Below are 21,914 nucleotides of genomic sequence, written 5' to 3'. Positions count from 1 at the left end.
GTGGTGCTATAGTAAAGTTTCCTTCAATAAGAAAAATTAAAGAAGAATTGAGGATTAATATGAAAGCACTCGTTTTTGAACAATTTGGCGGGCCGGAAGTATTACTTTATAAAGAAATCAAAGATGCTTCGATCGGACCTGATGAGGTTCTTGTGAGGACAAAAGCAATTGGATTAAACTTCGCAGATATTTACCGGAGAAGAGGAAACTATCACCTTGCTGGCCAGCCGCCTTACATTTTAGGATATGAGGGCGCGGGAATCGTTGAAGAAATTGGGAGTAATGTAACTGAAGTAAAACAAGGGGACCGAATTGCGTTTGCCGATGTCCCTTATGCAAATGCAGAACTTGTTGCTGTTCCTTTTGAAAAAGCAATCCCGCTTCCAGAAACGATTTCCTTCGAGACGGCTGCCTCCATCCTGCTTCAGGGACTGACGGCACATTATCTCGTTCATGACAGCTATCAAATTAAAGCTGGAGATACAGCACTCGTCCATGCTGCTGCAGGCGGGGTTGGGCAATTATTGATTCAGATGGCCGGGTTGCTTGGAGGCAAGGCGGTTGGACTAACATCTTCTTTTGCAAAAGCAGATATAGCCCAAAAGGTCGGTGCTAAAAAGGTTTTTTTATACAGTGAAAATTGGGTTGATCAAATAATGCAGGAAACAAATGGGGCTGGCGCAGATGTTGTGTTTGACTCTGTCGGATCCACCTTATCAGAAAGTTTTGCTGCAACCAGAGTTGGTGGCACGGTCGTATTTTATGGAATGGCTGGAGGCGATCCAAAGCCTGTAGACCCCCGGATGCTGATGGATACATCAAAAACGATTACTGGCGGGGATCTATGGAATGTATTAACCTCAAGAACAGAACGGATTAATCGGTCAAACCAGCTATTTAAATGGATCGAAAATGGTGATTTAACTGTGTCGACTCCAATGACCTTTGATCTAAAAGATGGCAAAGAAGCACATGAGTTACTAGAAAGCCGAAAAAGCGCCGGCAAAATCTTATTAATTCCTTGATCGGAGGCCTTTTAGGTCCTCGGTCATTAATTGGGTTACCCTCTCCAATTATAAGAGAACCATCACTTCAACGGCCAAATCGAGCAGATCTGGCCGTTATCTCTGTTCAATTGTATAAAAACATGAAGCTTAAGAACGCGATGATCCAAATCAGCGGAATCAAATTCATCATAATGGCAAGCCGTTTCTTCTTCACCCTGAAAATCCACCCAAAAATCGAACCTATGATCACAGCAACCGGATACAAGGTAATGATCAGAACAAAAGAAACATTATATAGATTGACGCCACTGTCGAAGCTCATAAACGACAATCCCCAAATGACAAACCAGGGAATGAAAGAAAGAATATATAAAAATTGGCTAATGATCAGATACGGTTTCATAAATACCTCCTCCATATTAGGCCGGATTTTATACCTTTATCTATGTATATGCTTTATTTTTTGTTCATGGTGCTATATGCACGGCCTTTAAAAGAAAAAGTTGAACCACATGGAATGTTTCAACTTAATATAGTGCCGGATTTTATTAATAGGTTTACTTGGACCCAGTACTCTTATGGGCGTGATTTGTTCCAGAGGCATTTGGCTAGATTCTTTTTTTGCATTGCAATTATTTGTAGACTCTATACCCAAAGGTTCCCACAACCAAAATTCCGCTTTTTTTTTTGATATTTATTTCCCTTTTGTCCAAGTGCTTTTTTCTCCCTTTCATAAGCTATTAACGTATAGCTATATTGAAAGGAAAGGAGAAGATTTAATTGCGGTCTGTAATCCATTTAAACTTAAGAGTTGACCCCACTCAATATATTTCCCAGATTCGCGAAGTCCCTGGATATGATTATATCCATATGGTACGTCAGCCGAAGTACATGACTGACCTCTCTCTGCTAAATGATAAAGTTCATTATCTTAATGAAATATTTTCCCCAAAGGAATTCGTTAAGAAAAAGAATGTATCTCTATTACATGCCCACCATGGGCAATTAGGTATACTGCTGCTCCCTTTTAAGGAAAAGACAAATCTCCCATTAGTAACAAGCATTAGAGGCAGGGATGCAACATTAGCTGATCAGCCGGTAGGGTATTTAGAACATATGAAAATGCTTTTTGAAAAAGGAGATCAATTTTACCCAGTTTGTCATTATTTAGCTGAAAGGCTCAAGGACTGGGGGTGCCCTTCAAAAAAAATCAAAGTGCTTTACGGAGGTGTTGATTTAAATAAATATCAGTACCGAGCTCCTAATTTACAAGGAACTGGGCAAAACATTCTATCCGTTGGCAGATTAGTAGAAAAAAAGGGGCACCATATTTTGATGCAAGCATTTAAAAAAATAAAAGATAAATTTCCTGATTCAACTTTGACCATTATTGGAAAAGGCGTTCTCCAAGAGGAACTTCTATCCTTAGCCAATCAACTAAATTTAGGTGACTCTTTTCGGTTATTAAATCATCTCCCTAAAGAAAAAGTCCAAGAGCATATGCAAAATGCAGATCTGTTCTGTGCTGCTAGTCTAGAAGCATCCAATGGAGACTTGGAAGGGATTCCGAATACCCTGAAAGAGGCAATGGCGCTAGGTGTTCCGGTAGTCTCAACCTATCATGCAGGGATTCCTGAATTGATTACTCATGATCTTGAAGGATTCTTGGTAGAGGAAAACAATGTTGATGAGCTTGCAGAGGCCCTAGAATTCATGCTAAACCATCGAAATATCTGGGAGTCTTATACAAAAGCTGCGCGCCGAAAAGTGGAACGATTCTTTGATGCGGAGAAACAGCTTCAATTACAAGCTAAATATTACAATGAATTGTTAGGAGGGAATCGATGATGAAGGACTTTGAATCCATTAAAGTAACGAAAGGGTTGAAGACTTTATTAATTGATAACCCTACTGAATACCCGCTTATTGGTATGGGATCCCAGGGCGCAGTATTTAAACTTTCTGAGCAAAAATGTGTGAAAATCTATACAGACTTACTCCAGGCAAAGATGGAAGCTGAAGCTCTTAAAGCCGGACAACATTTATCCTTTTTTCCTAGATTATATGAAACAGGCTCCAACTTTGTTGTAATGGAGTACTTTAATGCCCCAACATTGAAAGAATATCTCAGGAACTGCACATATATCCCCGAGTCCATTACAAACAAACTTCTTTTCATTTTAAAGGCAATGAAGCAAGCAAATTTCACGATGATTGATGCACCATTGCGGCATATTTTTGTCCTGGAAAATGAAGAACTTAAAGTGGTTGACCATGTAAACGCGTTTAAAAGGCAACATCCGGTCCCCCTGAAATTATTAAGAGATTTAAATATTATTTTATTAAAAGACTCATTTTTATCCCGAGTAAAAAAAACAGATCCGGATACCTATAAAATATGGGAAAGGTATTTCAGCGAAAACACTTTGGACTACAGGAATATTCCTGTCATCTCTGGCGGGAATGGAGAAGGAGTCAAGGTGGAAAGCTCTGTAGCTCAGCCGCTCATTGGGAAAGGCCATCAAGGCGCCGTATACCGAATTAGTGAAGAAAAATGTGTGAAGATTTATGGAAAACCAGAACACTGCCAACAAGAGAAAGACGTTTTGTTATCAAACCAACATTTATCTTTCATCCCAAAGGTATATGAAACAGGTGCCAATTATATTGTAATGGAATATTTATTGGGACCTAATTTAAACGAATACCTAAAAAAACAATCCAATCTCACCGTCGATATTACCACGCGCCTTCTAAACATTTTAAACACAATGAAAAAATCAGGTTTCAAACAGATAGATGCCCCGTTAAGGCATATTTTTGTAACCAATCAAGGTTTCAAATTTGTCGATCATGTCTATTCATACTCCCGGCTACAAGATCGACCGCTTGAGTTATTCCAAGACCTTCATGAAAGAGATTTTTTAACCTCTTTCCTTGAACAGGTAAAGGCAATCGACCCTAAAACTTATGCTAACTGGATAAGCAAGCCTATCCTGATTCCAAAAGAAGAGCCTGAAGCCATGACAGTAATGGCGGAAGAAAAACAAAAAACCAGGAAAGTAAAAACGATCGAACACAGGAGCAAAAATCAATCGTTTAAGGAAAAAGATGTCCAATGGAAGCGCATAAATGAAAAGCACATTGAAAGAGACCTTCAAAGGAAGACAAAAAGTAGCTGGTTTAGAGACAATTATCGAAATCAGGCAAGGGACAACAGAAGATGAATATTGTCATAACAGGTGCAGCGGGCTTTATTGGCTTTCATCTGTCTAAACGATTGTTATCGCAAAATTATCACGTTATTGGGATCGATAATCTTAATGAATATTATGATGTGCAATTAAAGAAAGATAGGTTAAGGCAATTAGAAGAACACGACCATTTCAAATTCTTTCAAATTGATTTGGCAAACAAAGAAGAATTACATTCCATTTTTAAAACTCACACAATTGAGGTCGTGATCAACTTAGCCGCTCAAGCTGGAGTCCGTTATAGCCTTAATAATCCACATTCCTATGTTCATTCAAATTTGTTGGGATTTTTAAATATTTTAGAGGCATGCAGATATTATCCAGTAAACCACCTGATTTATGCCTCATCAAGCTCCATCTATGGTGCAAACTCTAAAATCCCCTTCTCAACCAATGACTCTGCTGATCACCCTGTAAGTATTTATGCTGCTTCTAAAAAAGCAAACGAATTAATGGCACATACCTATAGCCACTTATATGGCATTCCAACAACAGGACTTCGCTTCTTTACAGTGTATGGTTCTTGGGGAAGGCCAGATATGGCCTATTATTCATTTACTAAGGATATCTTTGAAGGCAACCCAATAAAAGTCTTTAATGATGGAGAGATGAGCAGGGACTTTACTTTTATTGATGATATCGTTGAAGGGATTGTCAGGCTGCTCCATCGTCCGCCAAAGCCAAATAAGGATTGGAATCGTGAAAATCCAGATCCCAGTTCTAGCTATGCTCCATATAAAATCTATAATATCGGCAACAATAACCCCGTGAAGCTGCTTGATTTTATTCGCATCCTCGAAGAAAAAATCGGTAAAAAGGCGAATAAGGTTTTTTTACCGATGCAGCCAGGCGACGTAAAGATGACCTATGCAGATATTACAGAATTGCAGAAGGATGCAGGCTTCTCTCCTTCCACACCATTAGAGACTGGTTTAGGGATTTTTGTAGAGTGGTACAAAAAATATCATTTGAACCAATAAATGCATCTAAAAAGAGGCTTCTCAGCAGATCGTTAACACGATCTTCTTTGAGAAGCCTCTTTATATATATTTATTATCAATAAACTTCAACAAAAGTACGTTTAAGAAACTCTCTCGTACGGTTTTGCTTTGGATGATTGAAGATTTGCTCAGGGCTTCCTTCCTCGGCAATAACTCCCTTATCCATGAACACGACACGGTCTGATACTTCCTTTGCAAATTCCATCTCATGGGTAACGATCAGCATCGTAAGACCTGATTCAGCAAGTTCCTTCATTACCTTTAGAACTTCTCCTACCATTTCTGGATCAAGAGCAGAAGTTGGTTCGTCAAACAACATGACATCTGGCTCCATTGAAAGTGCTCTGGCAATCGCCACACGTTGCTTTTGTCCTCCGGATAGCTGCTTTGGTTTTGCGTTAATATACCTGTCCATCCCAACAACCTTTAGATATTTCATTGCTACCTTTTCAGCTTCATCCTTTGAACGTCCCAATACTTTGATCTGGCCCACTGTACAATTATGCAGGACATTATGGTTATTAAATAAGTTAAACTGCTGGAATACCATTCCTAAATGTCTGCGGTAGGTTGGAATATCATGCTTATCATCGAGGATATTCTCTCCGTTATAAATAATCTGGCCGCCGCTTGGTTTTTCCAAAAGGTTGATGCAGCGAAGAAGCGTTGATTTTCCTGATCCTGAAGAGCCAATTATACTTACGACTTCGCCTTTTTTGACCGAAAAGTTGATGTCTTTTAAAACTTCATGTGTTCCAAAGGATTTGTTTAGATGCTGAATATCGATGACTTTTTCCATACTCTCTCCTCCTTCTCCTATAACTTATTTGCCGTGGGTGTTTCCTCTCCGAGCATCATCGTATAATTGTCCGGCCCTTCCAATTTACGTTCTAAATAAAGCAGGATTCTTGTGACGATAAATGTCATGACAAAATAAAGTACACATGCTACAAAAAATGACTCAAAGTATCTAAAGTTGTTACCGGCAACTGACTTTGTTAAGAAATACAATTCTGATACGGATATAACGTTAAGGACGGATGTATCTTTGATATTAATGACAAACTGGTTGCCCGTCGCAGGCAAAATATTACGAACGACCTGTGGCAATACGACGTTCATCATGGTTTGGAAATGATTCATGCCAATTGCCTGTGCTGCTTCGAATTGTCCTTTATCAACAGAAACAATTCCGCCTCGAACGATTTCTGCCATGTATGCTCCAGTATTGATAGATACGACAATGAGTGCTGCTGCCATTACGTCTATATCCACTCCAAATGCTAAGGCCGAACCATAATAAATAACCATAGCCTGAACAATCATTGGGGTGCCGCGGAAGAATTCGATATAAACAGATAAAATGAAATTAATGACTCTTAGTACTATTTTTTTGATTCCGCGTTCTGGTACAGGAATGGTGCGAATCACTCCTGCTATAAGACCAATGATTGCGCCTAAGATGGTTCCAATCAGAGAAATATATAGTGTGACACCTGCTCCGCGAAGGAACATAGGCCAGTTTTCCGAAATGATTTTTACGATCCACTCTAAGCTCATTTTTCTCCCCCTTTATACCATCATAAAACCGACTGTACATATACAGCCGGTTTTACGTCATCCTTATTCTGCTGCAGGCTGGTTCTTAATCGCTTCGTCCATGATTTTCGTTTGTTCTTCCTCAGAGATGCCTTTTAAGATTTCATTGATTTTTCCTGTTAACTTGCTGCCTTTTTCAAGACCTACGGCAATTGCAGTATCGTCCTCTGATGTTTTGAACCCATCCTTGAATTCAACCATTGCTAAGTTTTCGTTTGCACCAGAAGCACTTACCGCTTCAGGGCGTTCTGAAACGTATCCATCAATGATTCCAGATTCAAGCGCAACCCTCATTGCCGGGAAGTTATCCATTGCTGTCGCTTTGGATACCCCTTCAATTTGGTCAATTACTGAATAGTGGAATGTATTTAATTGAGCAGTGATTTTCGCACCTTTAAAATCCTGGATTGAAGTAGCCCCTTCGTACTTTCCGCCCTTTTTAACTACCATTACTAGATTTGATTTATAATAGTTATCCGAAAAATCGATTGTCTCTTTTCGTTCTGCAGTTGGTGACATACCTGCGATGATCGCATCAATTTTGCCTGAAGTTAAAGCTGGAACAAGGCCATCCCATTCCGTTTTTACAATCACTAATTCTTTGCCTAAACCATCTGCAATCTTCTTAGCGATTTCTACGTCATAACCGCCTGCATATTCTGAAGTTCCAGCAATTTTAACACCGCCATTTGAATCATCCTTCTGAGTCCAGTTAAATGGCGCATAGCCTGCTTCAAGACCTACTTTGAATGTATTTTCATCTGATGAGCCAGACGCTTCATCCTTGCTTCCACAACCTGCCAATAGAATCATTGCTGAAAGCAGCAATACTAGAAATAATGATACTTGTTTTCTCATGTCCGTTTCTCCTCCTTGTTGTTTTTAGAGCTTTTTTTACAAACAAAAAGCGACCTGAGATAAACTCAGGTCGCACTATTTATAGATGCCCTAAATTCCTCTCTTTTCCCTAAATGAGATAGCACAACTCAATAAACTGGGTGTTTATTGAGACAGTCCTGCAGCTCTTAACTGCAGACCCAGCAAGTAATACTGAGAATATTACAAACTTCGGCGACATTTCCTTCTCCCTGGCATCATAGCTTCTCATGCTCCGCTAAGGACTGTTAAATATCGCGCCTCTACCTCACTAGTAAAAGTGAGGTGTAAATATTAAATTATAATAACTAGGCTACAATAAGCTGTTAATTCTGTCAATCTAGTTCTTTATGAAAAACCAGAAGGATGCGATTCTAATCGGCGAGTATAATCAATGTGTTTTCCCCTGTTTAACCTACTGGAATCAAGCACTTCCGTATTACATTGGCCTCTCTATTACAGGATGTGTTTCCCATTATTTTCTACTATATAAATCCCGGCTCTTAAACCCTGCTCCAAGAATCATTTTCATTTCCTCTCGCCTTTTCGCTTTCGTTGTTTCTTGTTTTGCGCTGTATACAAAACGGGCCCAATCCTTGCGGTATCCTGGTGTGAGGGACTTGTAGAACGCAAGTAATGCTGGAGTATCCTGCAAATCTTTTTCTATTTCTGGAATCAGCTCAATGTAATCATCAACGCACTGACTCGCTTTACTATAAGGCTGACTTTTTCTAGCTTCCTCTTTGAGGCCAATCACTGTAAAAGTATCATCCAATCCCACCATACGGGCGAATTTGATCGTACTTGTCCCAATATAACCATTCTCATCAACGCCTATGCCTGGAAAAATCTCATCACGATGAATAAAGGTTGGGTAAACTTTATTCCCCTTTTTCGGATAAGCTAAATAAATATACCCCTTTTTATTTAAACAATTCTTCTCGATCACCGTATTTACGATCCTTTTAAAAGCTTCCAGATCAAGCACAAAAGCAAAAATCAGATCATACGATTGATTCTTATTCAGCTCTGTATCATAACCTTCAAGTTCCGCTAAATAGTCCGAACCCTCTGGGACATTCAAGACTGCCGCTTTTTTATATTTTTGCAAGTTAAGTTTTTCTACAATTGTTTTAGCCATATTTTCCACCTTCTGCTTTAATCCTGTAATACAGTTATTCGAAAATGTTAATCTATCCGTTACAAATCCAGGACCAACCTGCCATTCCCGCGCGATACACAACTAAGCAAGGATTGTTTTGAACATTGCTGAGCTTCTGTTAAAAAGGAATCGAAGTGAACAATCTGTCCTTCGACCACCTTGATTTCACAAGTCCCGCACCCGCCTGCACGGCAGGAGTATGGAACCTTGACCCCATTTTGAAGGAGCACTTCCAATAGTGAAGCATTTTCAGGAACCTCAAGCTGTTTTTCGCTTCTTTTTAGTATTGCCTGGAAAGCATTCTGTTCCTTCTTTGCCGGCGGAGCAAATCGTTCGACATGAATGTTGAACGACGGATAGCCATATGATTTTGCTGCGTTTGTGAAATCTTGAATCATGTTCTCGGGACCACAAAAATACACATGCGTCCCTATCCGATGATTCAAAAGCTGTGTTGGCAATAAACGTTTATTGCCCTCGCCATTTGAAAAATAAAAGCGGCATTGATCTGGATAGGTCTTGCTTAAGAATCCATAAAAAGCACACTGGTCCTTTGACTGCGCTGCATAATGCAGTTCGAAAGAAGAATTTTTTTCAGCCAGCTCTGCCATCATCGATAAAAAGGGAGTGATCCCAATCCCCGCTGCATAGAACACATGATGTTTTGCTTGGAAACTTAAAGGAAAGTAATTCTTTGGGTAGCTTACGGGCAATACATCACCTATTTTAACATTTTGATGCCAGTAACGAGAGCCGCCAGTTGAGTCTTCAGCCAAGCGGACCGCTATTTCAAACAGATCCGCCTCTGCATTTAGATTAAAAATAGAATAATGCCTTTCCAATGTACCTGAAGAATGTGGCAAAAAGGTTGTTATATGCGAACCGCCGCTGAAGGCAGGAAGCAGATTGTTATCAATTGCTTGTAAGGTGAACCTTTTAATCGCGGCAGTCTCTTCTACAATATTCCTTACATGTACTTGTAATATTGAATTTCGACGCAAAACCATGCCCCTCCAGTTTGACCAAATGATTATTTTATAGAAGTATAGCCAAGGTAGGCCTCTAGACGGCTTGAATAATGGCTGGAAACCTCAAGGTCAACTGCACAATGCATACAGGTGATATGCAGTTCATCTTCTACATTATTCACACCATGACATTTACAGCAAATTACCCTCTTACTTACAGGTCCCTGTACGCTCAATTGCATTTCTTGATCAGAAAATCCAGCTTCCAAAGCTAGATTTTTTAACCGATTTACAAATTCCCCCGTCCCAGATAAAAATAAATATGTTCCCATTTTTTGCTGATTGAGCCAAAGCTCGAGGAAGGAATCGGATTCATGCTCTATTACCAGGTAATCAAAAGAGACTTTATTCTCGATTGCTTGTTGAACGAGAATATATAAGGGGTCTGCGCTTTTTGAATCGGCACAGAATAAATATTTTCTTTTCCCCTTAGTAAATGAAAACTCCTTTTGCAATCCAATCATCTCTTTTTCATTTCCTCTTCCAAATAGTCAAGTACCTGTTTCCGATACAGTGAAATTCCTTTATAGTCAGCAATAAAGTCTGGGAGTTCATGGAGGATCGAATAAAATGGTTCTAGCCACGGAGTATGACGAATGAACCTTTCTAAAGGCAGCATGTGTGAATGGATGGTAAATAAAATGCCGTTGCTTTTTGGCAGGCGGAAAAGCTTTTGAACCTCAACCCTTAAATGAACAAGTTCTCCCGCATTTTCCTTCGTCACCTGCATCCTGGCCTGACCCCATTCTGAAAATGTTTCAAGTGAAGTATCTAGTCTGTTACCTGCCATGAGTGACCAGTTTTTCCTCCCCCAGGGAGTACCTGCCTCGATTCGCATCAAAAATTGCAGAATTCGATCATCCAGGTCATCAGTCCGAAAGCCGGGAATTGGTGCATGTATTTCTTTAAAAGACATACCCAGGTCAAAATACAAAGACCAATTTGCCGGAAAGCAAAGCTGACCAGCATCTAAAAACAGGTTGCCATCCCGCTGCATCATCAAGATCAAATCCTCTTGAACATGCCGGCCAATAAAATCTAAAGGCTCCACTCCAAGTGTTGAATTGTCTCCAAATGTAAAGGCGATCTTTTCTTTTGTCTGGACGTTGGAAAATAACCACTTATTATCTTTTTTTAGCAATGTGAATTTATCAGGATAATAAGTAACTAGATGTTCCAAAATCAAATCAACCACTTCCCATTGTGCATTCAAAGTGTGCGGTAATGAATGGAAGCATCGTTCAGAGTGCTGGGAAAGCAGCTCTCTTTTTAGGTTGATTTCTTTTAAATAGTCGTCTGTTAGCTCAATTGAATTCGGCGGATTTAATTGAGTGGCATTATTCGAGTATCGGTAGACATCACTATCCCCAAAAGGGTAAGGAAAAGAAGATACATCTTCATTTGTCATCATAAATTCACCTGTTTTCAGAATTTTCTTTTACTTATACTATACAAAAAAACAGCTAAGATATCACTGAATAATGATGAATTACTGTTCTGAAACGAATAGTGATTTCAATACCTCTGACGATGCTAGTCCTAAATCCTGACAATCAGCAAAAAACGTACCAACTCATATGGACGTTTTTAGTTATGATTTTTAGCGTTATCTCCTGAGTACGCATTCTATCAAATATATAAAAATGCCCTATTTCACCTTTGTTAGTAAAGATGTAATCAACCTACCTAAATGTTCTTTATCTATAAAAGGAGCAAGGCTTGTCAGTAAATCCGAATCCAGGTTCTCCTGCTCCGCCTCCATTATTAGCATTTCTATGTTTTCTTTGCTTAAAAACGGCGCAAGCCCTGCCATTCTTTTAGCATCTATTTTTCCTGCCACAGCTTGATTAACTAGCAGATTCAAAGTTTCACTGCTTAAAAAAGGAGCGAGCCCTTCGACAATACTCCAACTCATCCTTCCTTTTTCAGCTTGTAAAACTAGTTTCTTCAAATGATCTTTTTCAAGAAATGGGGCAAGATCAACGATATGCTCAGCATCTATATCTCCATCAATTGCTTGATCAACTAAACGGCTCATTGAGTCTTCGCTTAAAAACGGAGCAAGAGCTTGTACCATTTCCCAGCTGGCATTACTACCCTTTAAATGTATGATGAATTGATCCAGCATTTCACTGCTCAAAAACGGGGCAATACTCATAAGATCTTCCACTTTAAGAGAACCCTCATTCAAATTATTTTCTGCTAGTTCAAATAGTAAATCCTCGCTGATAAATGGAGCGATTTCAGTGATGACAGTCCAATTAGTTGCTTCCTCCATTGATTCACGGACCACAGCCTCCAGCGCATCAGAGCCAAGGAATGGAGCAAGACTTGTAATGACAGCTGAATCGATCCTTTTTACATCCAAGTTTTCTGATACTTTATTAAGAGTACTGGATTTCATGATGGGGGCAACCTCTGTCAGTTCCTCAAGTTCTAATTCTCCCTCATTGATCAATATAGCTACTTGCTCTGGTCTATTTTCTGAAATCTCCTCTACGATTTTGCCAATGTGTGAGTAAGATTGTGTTTCTCCGGCATTGATTAAATCATCAATCGTAATCCCGAAAATTTTCGCGATCAGCGGGAGCGTACCTATATCGGGAAGTGATTCCCCCCGTTCCCACTTAGACACTGCTTGATGGCTTACATTTAAAATTTCTGCCATTTCCATTTGGGTCATATCCTGATCTTTTCTTCGTTTCGAAATAAAAGCACCAATCTTACGTGTATTCAGCATGTGAACTCCTCCATTGACTATTTATTCCAGTGCGCTCTGTTAAGAATATATTATCATCCTGACATTTACCTGCCTATCAAGTGTTGGTTGAAATGATAGCTATTCTACTGACAGTTGAAAAATAGCGATTTTTTCAAGATGTATGATCAAAGCAGGCTCTTCGGTTTTTTCCATTTTTAGTCCGGGGTTCAAGAAAAATGACCAGCCCTCAGGACTGGTCATTTTCTATTTGCTATTTATCCTTTTTGGCGACTACTTCCGTGATATACTCCGTTACTGCCTTTATTTCTTCTTCAGATAAAATGTCTCCGAACGCTGGCATGACAGTGCCGCCGTTTTTCACCCGTTCCATGACTTTATCGGGGTCATGGGCTACCTTGCTAAGCTGTAAATCAGGGCCATTATGGCCGCCTGTACCGCCCTCTCCATGACAGGCTAGACAGTTTCCTTTATAAACCTCTTTACCTTCGACGGCGCTTCCCTCAGTACCCTCTCCAGCTTGATCCTTATCTGTTTTATCATTTTCTTTTTCAGGTTTTTTCGGTTTCGTACCTGATTCTATTTTCCCATCGAGCGAGAAGGTCCATAGTGAGTCTCCATGCTTCGACCCTGCTAAAGAGTTTCCGGCAGCAAGAACCGAAATATACTCCTTCCCATCCACTTCATACGCCACTGGTGCCGCATTGACTCCGGCATCCGTCTTGAATTCCCAAACCTGCTCACCGGATTTTGCATCATAAGCGATCAGCCTTCCGTCATTATGCCCTACGAAGACCAGACCTCCCTTTGTTGTAAGAACTCCGCTGTAGGCAGTTGCATCCCATTTCTTCTGCCATGCGATCTTATTTGTTTTCACATCAATTGCTGTCACAGTGCCTCTTAAAGGGGCGTCCTGTATTGGCTGAATAATGCTTCCTAGATAGATGCTGCCTTCTTCAAATTCCTCTTCACTTCTTGTAAAAGTGGAGTACTGGTCCGTACCCAATACGTAAAAATACTCTGTTTCTGGATTATAGGCGGATGGCGGCCAATTCGCTCCTCCGAAGGTTGAAGGTTTCACAAGAATCGGTTCTTCCCAATAAGGGGTGAAAATCTTGCCAAATAGCTCACCTTTATAGCCTTTTATGTCCTTTTTCACATCATTTTCAGTTACTTCCTGTGGCACGAATGAGTCACCTTTAGGAATTGGCTGAGTTGGTGATGTTTTTTGACGTTGTTCCTGCGGTACTGGTTTTTCATCAATTCCTACCAAAGGTTTTCCATTTGTGCGGTCGAGAATATAAACCCAACCTGTTTTACCTGCTTGGGCAAGAGCTTTTCTCTTCTTTCCATCCTTTTCTACATCAAATAACACGACAGGATTCGGTGAGTCTAAATCCCAAATATCATGATGGACCTCTTGGAAATGCCATTTGTATTTTCCTGTTTCCGCATCAATCGCCACAATAGAAGATGAGAAAAGATTATCTCCCTCTCTCTTGCTTCCATCCAAATCGGGAGCGGCATTTCCCGTTGAAAAGTATAGAAGTCCTAACTCAGGATCTACTGCTGGAGTTTGCCAAACTGGCGCTCCTCCATGTTTCCACGATTCATTGTCGCTTGGCCAAGTTTCGTGGCCTGTTTCTCCAGGACCCGGAATCGTGTAGAATCGCCATAGTTCCTTTCCCTTTTTAGCATCAAAGGCTGTGACTCTGCCTCGTATTCCGTATTCACCGCCAGCTAGTCCAGTGTATACTTTTCCATTATAGTAAAGTGGTGCACTTGTAATAGTATAGCCCTTTTTCCAATCCTCTACCTTTGTTGTCCAAACCTCTTTGCCTGTTTTTTGGTCCAAAGCCACAAGCCTTGCGTCTAAAAGTCCTACATATACCATTCCATCGCCGATTGCCACACCCCTGCTTGTCCAACCACAACAAACAGTGTCCAAGTCTTCAATATCTGGCTTATACGTCCAAAGCTTCTCTCCATTCTTTACGTCAATAGCAGAAACTTCATCAGCACCGGTGATGATATACATGACACCATTGTATACGACGGGAGATGCTTCCCCTGAATACTTAAACTCAAAACCCGATCCAAGTGAAGTGACCCATTCCCCCTTTAACCCTTTCACATTGGAAGCGTTGATTTCATCCAGAGTGGAATACCGCTGATTATAGGAATTCCCGCCGTTTGTAACCCAGTTATCCTTTGGTGCAGCTGTCAATTCCTTTGCTTCAAACTGCGGGATAGATTGATCCTTTTCAGCCACCTCAGATGTTTGAGGTGATTCATTTTTTACAATCTTCTTATCCGCTTTTTCATTGTCGTCCATTGTGAGGAAATAAATAAAAAATAGAATGACGACGATAAAAACCCCGGTTAACCATATAACATTAAATTTATTGCTTTGATGTTCCTTCAACACTACCCCTTCTTTCATGTTTTGAAATTTCCTAGGAAATCCTTACTTAATGATAAATACCTATTAATCCCATACCCTTTGTGATTTCGTATAAACAGTCATTTAGGTGCTTGATATAAAAAAACAGCCACATTCATTATTTTGTGTAGTATTGCTATAAATATTTATTAAGAGGTAGTCATTTGTTAAAGTAAAATTCATATCTATTATTCTTGTCATGACCGTTCAGCAGAAAATGGCAAACTTTTTTATCACCTTTAACGAAGCATATTTTTTAACAGCAGAAACCTATTTCTCTATTGTTTGTTCCGTTGAACAAGTGTAGTTTATAAATAGGTCCATTTTCACTTGGGCTATATTGTAATCCTAAAATTTTTAGCAAAGAGGCGGGAAATGAAGTGAACATATGGAAAAAATATAAGAACTCTTCGTTCATTTTAAAAATGACGGCTGGTTTCGTCCTTGGAATCTTGGTCGGTGTGTTCTTTGGACCAGAGGCAGCACTATTAAAACCTCTTGGTACATTATTGATAAAGTTGCTGAATCTCATTGCTACTCCGGTTGTGTTTCTTACAGTCGTACTTGCGGTGAATCAAATGAATCCAGCACAGCTGGGCAGAACTGGCGGGAAATTGATTCTTTATTATGGAATCACTACAGCCTTTGCTGTTTTAATCGGCCTGGGTCTCTCCCTATTGATTAATCCTGGGAATTCACTTTCTTTGCCTAATGCAGAAGTGAATAAACCTGAAACTCCAATCGTTTCAGATGTGATTCTAAGCATTGTTCCTGACAATTTCCTTAGTGCCTTCACTACAGGTAATCTTATGGCCATCATGTTTCTTGCCATCATCATCGGTTTTACGATTTCTGGAATGCGCTTTTCAACGGATGAAAAAATCCATAAATATGGAAGTCAGCTGCAGTCAATATTTGATGCGGCAAATGTACTGTTCTTCAGAATTCTTCAAGGAATTATGCTTTACGCACCTATTGGTATTTTTGCTATTGGAGCAACGGCTTTTGGCACACAAGGATGGGATACATTTACCTCATTATTGAAGTTTACCGGGGTATTCTATCTTGGGATTATCATTCTGTGGGTATTTGTTTATAGCGGTTTTCTTAAAATGTTTAAAATACCTGTCAGGAAGTTTTTCATCAACACGAAAGATGCATACACAACAGCGTTTTTCACTTCAAGCAGTATTGCAACGCTCCCTGTTGCCATAGAAAGTGCTAAAAAAGCGGGCATTTCCGAAAAGATGGTTAATTTCAGCTTACCATTAGGAGCCGTATTTAATTCAGATGGCGGGGCGTTACGAATGGGAGCATCGATTGTTTTTGCCGCCAATGTTTCAGGCGCACAATTTTCTCCAATTGATTTCTTAACCATTATTCTAGTAGGCACACTGCTTTCGATTGGTACAGCTGGCGTTCCGGCTGCTGGACTTGTCACTCTCTCAGCTGTACTAACCATGTTCGATCTTCCACTTGAAATTGTTGCCTTGATTGCAGGTGTCGATGCGATTATTGGTATGGCAGGGACAGCTTCAAACGTAATTGGAGATGTAGTTGGAGCTGCCGTTGTCGATCAGTCAGAAAAAAAGTATGAAAGCGAAGCACAAGTGCTAAGCTGAACGAAAATGTTCATTTAACAGTCTATAATTATGGTAATATATAAAAAAAGAAAGAGGTTTGCATATGAATCAAACATTCAACAAGACACAAACGACTAAAACAAAAACATTAGTCATCAATGCACTTTTCATCGCATTGACTCTTGCTGCCACAATGTTCATTAACTTGAGACTCCCATTAATGGGTAACGGTGGCCTGATCCATTTGGGTAACGTTCCTCTTTTTATCGCAGCCCTGGTATATGGCAGGAAAACAGGAGCCATTGCAGGCGCCTTTGGAATGGGCTTGTTCGATATCCTCTCAGGTTGGGCACTTTGGGCACCATTTACTTTCGTCATCGTGGGTGCAATGGGCTTTACAGCCGGCCTTATATCCGAGAAAGTACCTGGCAATAGAGTGGTTGTAAACACACTGGCAGTTGCCGTTGCACTTCTTATTAAAATTGTCGGCTACTACTTTACTGAAGTAATCCTATACGGTAACTGGATCCAACCATTCGGATCCGTCCCTGGCAACGTAATGCAGGTTGTCATCGCGGGTATCATTGTAATTCCGCTTGTAGGCCGCTTTACAAGAATAGCTGGACAGTTTGATAAAAGACAGCATCTTAATTAAGCATGAATTGTACCTTATAGAGTAGGCACTTTTTATAAAATGTCTATTTTATGGGGTATTTTTTTGTATGAGGAGTAATTAACCCTGCAAATCTAACTGGTAAATCAAAAAAGACCCTTTAATCCGAAAAGGATCAAAGGGTTTAATGCATTAACTATACGCCATTTCTTTTCCATTAAGTCCGAGCGTCTCCGCCGTTGAAGCATGGATTTCCTGGAAAAGCTCTGGGTTGTCCACAAGTGACACGCCATAAGAAGGAATCATTTCCTGGATTTTCGCTTTCCAATCAAACATTTGTTCAGGGAAGCATTTTTCTAATACTTCCAGCATAACGTGAACCGCAGTCGATGCACCTGGAGAAGCGCCGAGCAAAGCAGCTACAGAGCCATCAGCGGCACTCACAACTTCCGTACCAAATTGAAGTGTTCCCTTGCCAGTCTCAGTATCTTTGATTACTTGTACACGTTGTCCGGCTACTACGATTTCCCAATCTTCGTTTTTGGCAATAGGAATAAACTCGCGTAATTCTTCCATTCGCTTTTCATGTGATAACATAACTTGTTCGATCAAGTATTTAGTCAGCGCCATCTCCTTTACACCTGCCGCAAGCATAGTAATGACATTATTCGGTTTAACTGACCCTATCAAATCCAAGTTTGAGCCTGTTTTTAAGAACTTTGGTGTGAAGCCCGCAAACGGTCCAAACAGCAATGCTTTTTTGTTGTCGATAAATCTTGTATCAAGATGCGGAACCGACATTGGAGGAGCGCCAACCTTCGCTTTACCGTATACTTTTGCGTGATGCTGCGCTACAACCTCTGGATTCTTACAAACCATAAATAGACCGCTCACTGGGAATCCGCCAATATGTTTTGACTCTGGAATACCCGTCTTTTGCAGCAACGGAAGACTTCCGCCACCACCGCCGATAAAGACGAATTTTGCAGTATGGTATTCCGTTTTACCACTTTCGAGATCTTGCACTTTCAGTTCCCAAGAGCCATCGCTCGTACGTTTTATATCCTTAACACTATGCTTATAATTTACCTCAACGTTTTTTCTCTTTAAATGGTCAAACAACATGCGTGTTAAGGCGCCGAAGTTAACATCCGTTCCTGAATCGATTTTGGTAGCCGCGATTGGTTCATTCGATGTACGGCCTTCCATGATAAGCGGGATCCATTCCTTCAGCTTTTTAGGATCCTCGGAATATTCCATCCCTTGAAACAACGGAATATTTGAAAGCGCTTTAAAACGATTTTTCAAAAACGTTACATTTTTTTCCCCTTCCACTAAACTCATGTGGGGCAAAGGCATGATAAAATCTTGCGGATTCCTGATCAGTTTGCTTTTTACAAGATAAGACCAAAACTGCCTTGAAAGCTGAAATTGTTCATTAACATTTACTGCTTTACTTATATCAATTGATCCATCTGGTTTTTCGTTTGTGTAGTTAAGCTCACACAGTGCAGCATGCCCCGTACCTGCATTGTTCCATTCATTAGAGCTTTCTTCGCCTGCGTTTGCGAGTTTCTCAAACACTTTAATATCCCATTCCGGTGCTAATTCTTTTAATAATGATCCCAAAGTCGCGCTCATGACTCCGGCACCAATTAAGATAACGTCTGTTTTTTTCTGTATGCTGCTCATTATAACCTTCCTTATCCCCTATATTTGAAAAAAGGAGTAGGCACTCCCGCCTAGGTGTTGTCGAAAGCAAGGGGCGCTACTTAGGCACAAAACATTTCCGTCACAATTAAAAACCATACAATATCTATTATAATGATTGATATATTAAAATATCTACTATTATCTGATAATTATAGACTATTTTAGAAAATAAAAAAAGTGACAAGGGTTGCCCCGGAAGCAAAGGGACGCTTCTTCTGATTCCCATAATCCAATAAAGTTACCGGAAACATTGGATTTGTCCCTATACTTTATTGATTACCATACCAATTTTAACCAGATATACAGGTTTTTAAACAGAAGCGCAGGGACGTTTCCCGTGCTTTCAAAAAACCTTCATGATTTACGGAAGCATAAGATCCGTCCCAGTGAAGAAAGAGGTTTTTTCACTGAGGAAGGCGAATAAAAGTATTTAGATTTACTTAAGCGGAAGCGAGATTGTAAAAGAAGCACAGGATACGTCCCCGTGCACTAGCAGGTGTTGTATGAAAATTTCTATTGAAGAAATAAATAAAGAACTGGCGGAAGAAATTCTCATCAGGTGTCATGAGGTGGATGAGGAAATAAATGAAATCGTAAACAGGCTGGAAACTAAGCCCCTCATTATTCTTGGGTATCAAAATGATAAAGTTCACCGTATCCAGCTTAATGATATCTATTATTTCGAGGCTGTAGATGGTAAGGTTTTTAGTTACTGCCAGGATAATGTATTTGAAGTGAAACAAAAGCTGTATGAGTTAGAGGAGTTATGCAAAGGGACAAACTGTTTTCGTGCATCCAAATCAACTATTTTGAACATCGGTAAACTTTCCTCTATTTATCCGACCATAAGCGGCCGATTCGAAGCAGTTCTTGATAACGGGGAACGTGCTGTCATATCAAGGCAGTATGTGCCTACCCTTAAAAATATGCTTGGAATGTAAATGGAGGGATAAATTATGAAGTTATCACTATTCGCACAAAAAATGATGAAGAATTTTTTAATCATCTTTGCTTCCATCATCATCATAATTACTCTTTTGCGGCAAATGTATAATCCCGACCTGGCATTTGATTTGAAGTCGATTTACATTCTCATGGCATTTTCATTCATAAGTGCATTAATGGGATTCATTTTGTATTCTTCAAATGATATAAGCGAGAAGGAAATACGCCTGAGAATCGCCATTCATTTTTTCGCTTTGGAGATATTATTGATTTCCCTCGCCAGTGTTTTTGAGATTGTGAACAGTGCATCAGATAGAATCATTCTTGCCCTGCAAATTGCCGTAATCTACATAGTCGTCCGCCTGCTGTCATGGCGTAATGATCAAAGAGAAGCTCAACACATCAACGAAAGGCTAAAGGCATTAAGGAAATAACTAGTCTGAAATTTCCTGCAGTATTGGTCTCATATCGGGTTATTTTGCGGTAAGCATGGTAAGCTTACCGCTTTTTTTGCATCTTATTGGCCTGAGGATACAACTTACTTAATTTCTATATACTTCCTTTTTTCTGTTTATTATGATGAGTCCATAATAAATTATTGGAAAGCGAAGGTGTAACTTCCATGGCAACATTATTGTTATTGATTGCTTTGATTTTTGAGATTGCTTTTGCAATCTACAGTATCGTTACGAAAGAAAACCACAAAAAATTAAAGAATTGGATTCGAATAGGTATGTTTGCAGTCTTTGTCATTCTCACCCTTTCATCGGTGATTGTATGGAGCTTCCGCTGGTTGATGCTTGCCGTACTTCTTTTTATCCTAGCTTTAAAGAGCACGGTTTCTCTCATTCGTAAAAAAACTCCACATTACAAAAATTCGTCTGTAGTGTGGAAATCGATTTTCATACTTTTCGCATTGGTGTTCACAGCAGCACCGGCAATTGTATTCCCGCAGCATAAAGCACCAAAAGTGACAGGGGATTATGATGTTGCAACCGCTACCTACACATACGTTGACAAAAACCGGATTGAGAAATTTACCGACAATGGTGACAACAGATTTGTAACTGTTGAATTCTGGTATCCTGAAAATGCGGATGGATCATACCCGCTATTGGTGTTCTCACATGGAGCTTCAGGTATAAAAACAAGCAATGCATCTACCTATAATGAGCTGGCCAGCCAAGGTTATGTAGTTGCTTCAATTGATCATCCATACCACTCCTTTTACACTTGTTCAGAAGATGGAACGAAGGTTTTGATCAATTCGGATTATAACCTTGAAGTAAGTAATGCAAATAAAGATGGCATCTACACTAAGGAAGAAACGTATGGACTTATTCAAAAATGGATGAAGCTGCGGACAGACGATATGAACTTTGTCATTGATACAATCCTTGCGAAAACGAAGACTGACAATGACTTTGTTTATCAGCATATCGATACCGACAAAATTGGTGTATTCGGGCACTCCATGGGCGGAGCCGCAAGTGTCTGGCTGGGCAGAGAGCGTGATGATATTCGTGCAGTTGTAAATATTGATGCCCCGTTCTTTAGTGATCTTGTTTATAAGAAAGAAATTGATGATTACGTGGCAAAAAGCGAGGCCTTCTCGACCCCGCTGCTTAACATTTATTCCGACGATGTTTGGAATCAGCTCGACAGCAACTCCACTTATGTAGCGAACAAACTCGATAACGAACAATTCAAAGACGCCTTCACTGTTCATTTTAAAGGTGCAAAGCATTTGAGCCTGACCGATCTGCCGCTATTCTCTCCAATACTTGCAAATATCCTGCAAGGAGGAAAAGCAGACATCGATAAGTATTACAGCATTGAAACAGAAAATAAACTCATCCTTCAATTTTTCGACTGTGAACTAAAAGGCATCGGGCAGTTTACTCCTAAAAAAACATATTAAAGCAAAGGGACGTACCCTTTGCTTCCGTAGAACGGAAGCAAAGGGTACGT

At 39.9% G+C, this 21,914-nt stretch carries 20 protein-coding genes and 1 riboswitch; of the genes, 9 read left to right on the top strand and 11 right to left on the bottom strand.

The window, feature by feature from the left end:
• Positions 1-59 precede the first annotated feature (59 nt).
• Positions 60-1,025: a quinone oxidoreductase family protein gene (locus tag V7201_RS22725; RefSeq protein ID WP_335379030.1), complete on the top strand. Its 966-nt coding sequence runs from the start codon at positions 60-62 to the stop codon at positions 1,023-1,025.
• A gap of 106 nt (positions 1,026-1,131) precedes the next feature.
• Here V7201_RS22725 and V7201_RS22720 read toward each other — a convergent pair whose 3' ends face one another.
• Complete coding sequence (locus tag V7201_RS22720) at positions 1,132-1,410, bottom strand: hypothetical protein (RefSeq protein WP_335379029.1); 279 nt, start codon at positions 1,408-1,410, stop codon at positions 1,132-1,134.
• A 467-nt stretch (positions 1,411-1,877) separates the two neighbouring features.
• Here V7201_RS22720 and V7201_RS22715 point away from each other — a divergent pair, with 467 nt between their 5' ends.
• From V7201_RS22715 to V7201_RS22705, 3 genes are read left to right on the top strand one after another with little or no spacing between them, the layout of a single operon-like run.
• A complete protein-coding gene (locus V7201_RS22715; protein ID WP_335379043.1) occupies positions 1,878-2,855 on the top strand; it encodes a glycosyltransferase in 978 nt (325 codons plus the stop codon).
• Positions 2,852-4,234: a hypothetical protein gene (locus V7201_RS22710; protein ID WP_335379028.1), complete on the top strand. Its 1,383-nt coding sequence runs from the start codon at positions 2,852-2,854 to the stop codon at positions 4,232-4,234. The genes V7201_RS22715 and V7201_RS22710 overlap by 4 nt, the downstream gene beginning before the upstream one ends.
• Entirely contained in the window at positions 4,231-5,241 is a 1,011-nt protein-coding gene (locus tag V7201_RS22705; RefSeq protein WP_335379027.1) for an NAD-dependent epimerase, read from the top strand. Before V7201_RS22710 ends, V7201_RS22705 begins: the two co-directional genes overlap by 4 nt.
• Positions 5,242-5,317: 76 nt before the next feature.
• Here the strand turns inward: V7201_RS22705 and V7201_RS22700 are convergent, their stop codons facing one another.
• The 9 genes from V7201_RS22700 to V7201_RS22660 all read right to left on the bottom strand — a co-directional run bounded on the left by V7201_RS22700 (position 5,318) and on the right by V7201_RS22660 (position 15,071).
• Positions 5,318-6,061, bottom strand: a complete 744-nt coding sequence (locus V7201_RS22700; protein ID WP_335379026.1) for an amino acid ABC transporter ATP-binding protein — start codon at positions 6,059-6,061, stop codon at positions 5,318-5,320.
• 17 nt (positions 6,062-6,078) lie between these two features.
• Positions 6,079-6,822 (bottom strand): amino acid ABC transporter permease, encoded by a 744-nt coding sequence (locus V7201_RS22695; protein ID WP_335379025.1) that lies wholly within the window; start codon positions 6,820-6,822, stop codon positions 6,079-6,081.
• Positions 6,823-6,885: 63 nt separating this feature from the next.
• Entirely contained in the window at positions 6,886-7,719 is an 834-nt protein-coding gene (locus V7201_RS22690; protein WP_335379024.1) for a transporter substrate-binding domain-containing protein, read from the bottom strand.
• A gap of 111 nt (positions 7,720-7,830) precedes the next feature.
• Positions 7,831-8,011: riboswitch (Lysine riboswitch) on the bottom strand.
• Positions 8,012-8,212: 201 nt separating this feature from the next.
• A complete protein-coding gene (locus tag V7201_RS22685; RefSeq protein ID WP_335379023.1) occupies positions 8,213-8,878 on the bottom strand; it encodes a YdeI/OmpD-associated family protein in 666 nt (221 codons plus the stop codon).
• 59 nt (positions 8,879-8,937) lie between these two features.
• Positions 8,938-9,900: a PDR/VanB family oxidoreductase gene (locus tag V7201_RS22680; protein ID WP_335379022.1), complete on the bottom strand. Its 963-nt coding sequence runs from the start codon at positions 9,898-9,900 to the stop codon at positions 8,938-8,940.
• Positions 9,901-9,929: 29 nt separating this feature from the next.
• Entirely contained in the window at positions 9,930-10,391 is a 462-nt protein-coding gene (locus tag V7201_RS22675; RefSeq protein ID WP_335379021.1) for a dimethylamine monooxygenase subunit DmmA family protein, read from the bottom strand.
• Positions 10,388-11,338: a heme-dependent oxidative N-demethylase family protein gene (locus V7201_RS22670; RefSeq protein ID WP_335379020.1), complete on the bottom strand. Its 951-nt coding sequence runs from the start codon at positions 11,336-11,338 to the stop codon at positions 10,388-10,390. The genes V7201_RS22675 and V7201_RS22670 overlap by 4 nt, the downstream gene beginning before the upstream one ends.
• Positions 11,339-11,575: 237 nt before the next feature.
• Positions 11,576-12,667, bottom strand: coding sequence for a helix-turn-helix domain-containing protein (locus V7201_RS22665; RefSeq protein ID WP_335379019.1), 1,092 nt, complete (start codon positions 12,665-12,667; stop codon positions 11,576-11,578).
• Between the two features lie 232 nt (positions 12,668-12,899).
• A complete protein-coding gene (locus tag V7201_RS22660) occupies positions 12,900-15,071 on the bottom strand; it encodes a PQQ-dependent dehydrogenase, methanol/ethanol family (protein ID WP_438825095.1) in 2,172 nt (723 codons plus the stop codon).
• A 398-nt stretch (positions 15,072-15,469) separates the two neighbouring features.
• On the opposite strand from V7201_RS22660, the gene V7201_RS22655 reads away from it, so the two are divergent.
• Together V7201_RS22655 and V7201_RS22650 are read left to right on the top strand one after the other, a co-directional pair.
• Complete coding sequence (locus tag V7201_RS22655; protein ID WP_335379018.1) at positions 15,470-16,711, top strand: dicarboxylate/amino acid:cation symporter; 1,242 nt, start codon at positions 15,470-15,472, stop codon at positions 16,709-16,711.
• Between the two features lie 64 nt (positions 16,712-16,775).
• Entirely contained in the window at positions 16,776-17,327 is a 552-nt protein-coding gene (locus V7201_RS22650; RefSeq protein ID WP_335379017.1) for an ECF transporter S component, read from the top strand.
• Positions 17,328-17,477: 150 nt separating this feature from the next.
• On the opposite strand, the gene V7201_RS22645 is transcribed toward V7201_RS22650, so the two are convergent.
• Positions 17,478-18,977: a malate:quinone oxidoreductase gene (locus V7201_RS22645; RefSeq protein WP_335379016.1), complete on the bottom strand. Its 1,500-nt coding sequence runs from the start codon at positions 18,975-18,977 to the stop codon at positions 17,478-17,480.
• 524 nt (positions 18,978-19,501) lie between these two features.
• Between V7201_RS22645 and V7201_RS22640 the strand changes: the two genes are divergently transcribed.
• The 3 genes from V7201_RS22640 (at position 19,502) to V7201_RS22630 (ending at position 21,864) form a co-directional block, all read left to right on the top strand.
• A complete protein-coding gene (locus V7201_RS22640; protein ID WP_335379015.1) occupies positions 19,502-19,939 on the top strand; it encodes a LytTR family DNA-binding domain-containing protein in 438 nt (145 codons plus the stop codon).
• Between the two features lie 15 nt (positions 19,940-19,954).
• Positions 19,955-20,377 (top strand): DUF3021 family protein, encoded by a 423-nt coding sequence (locus V7201_RS22635; RefSeq protein ID WP_335379014.1) that lies wholly within the window; start codon positions 19,955-19,957, stop codon positions 20,375-20,377.
• Positions 20,378-20,565: 188 nt separating this feature from the next.
• On the top strand, positions 20,566-21,864 hold the full coding sequence (locus V7201_RS22630) for an alpha/beta hydrolase family protein (protein ID WP_335379013.1): 1,299 nt from the start codon (positions 20,566-20,568) through the stop codon (positions 21,862-21,864).
• Positions 21,865-21,914: the final 50 nt, after the last annotated feature.

Origin of the sequence: Bacillus sp. JJ1122, assembly GCF_036964885.1 — a bacterium.
Classification (GTDB): Bacteria; Bacillota; Bacilli; order Bacillales; family Cytobacillaceae; genus Mesobacillus.
The sequence above is the reverse complement of the archived record's forward strand: the minus strand, read 5'-3'. Positions and strand labels throughout refer to the sequence as shown.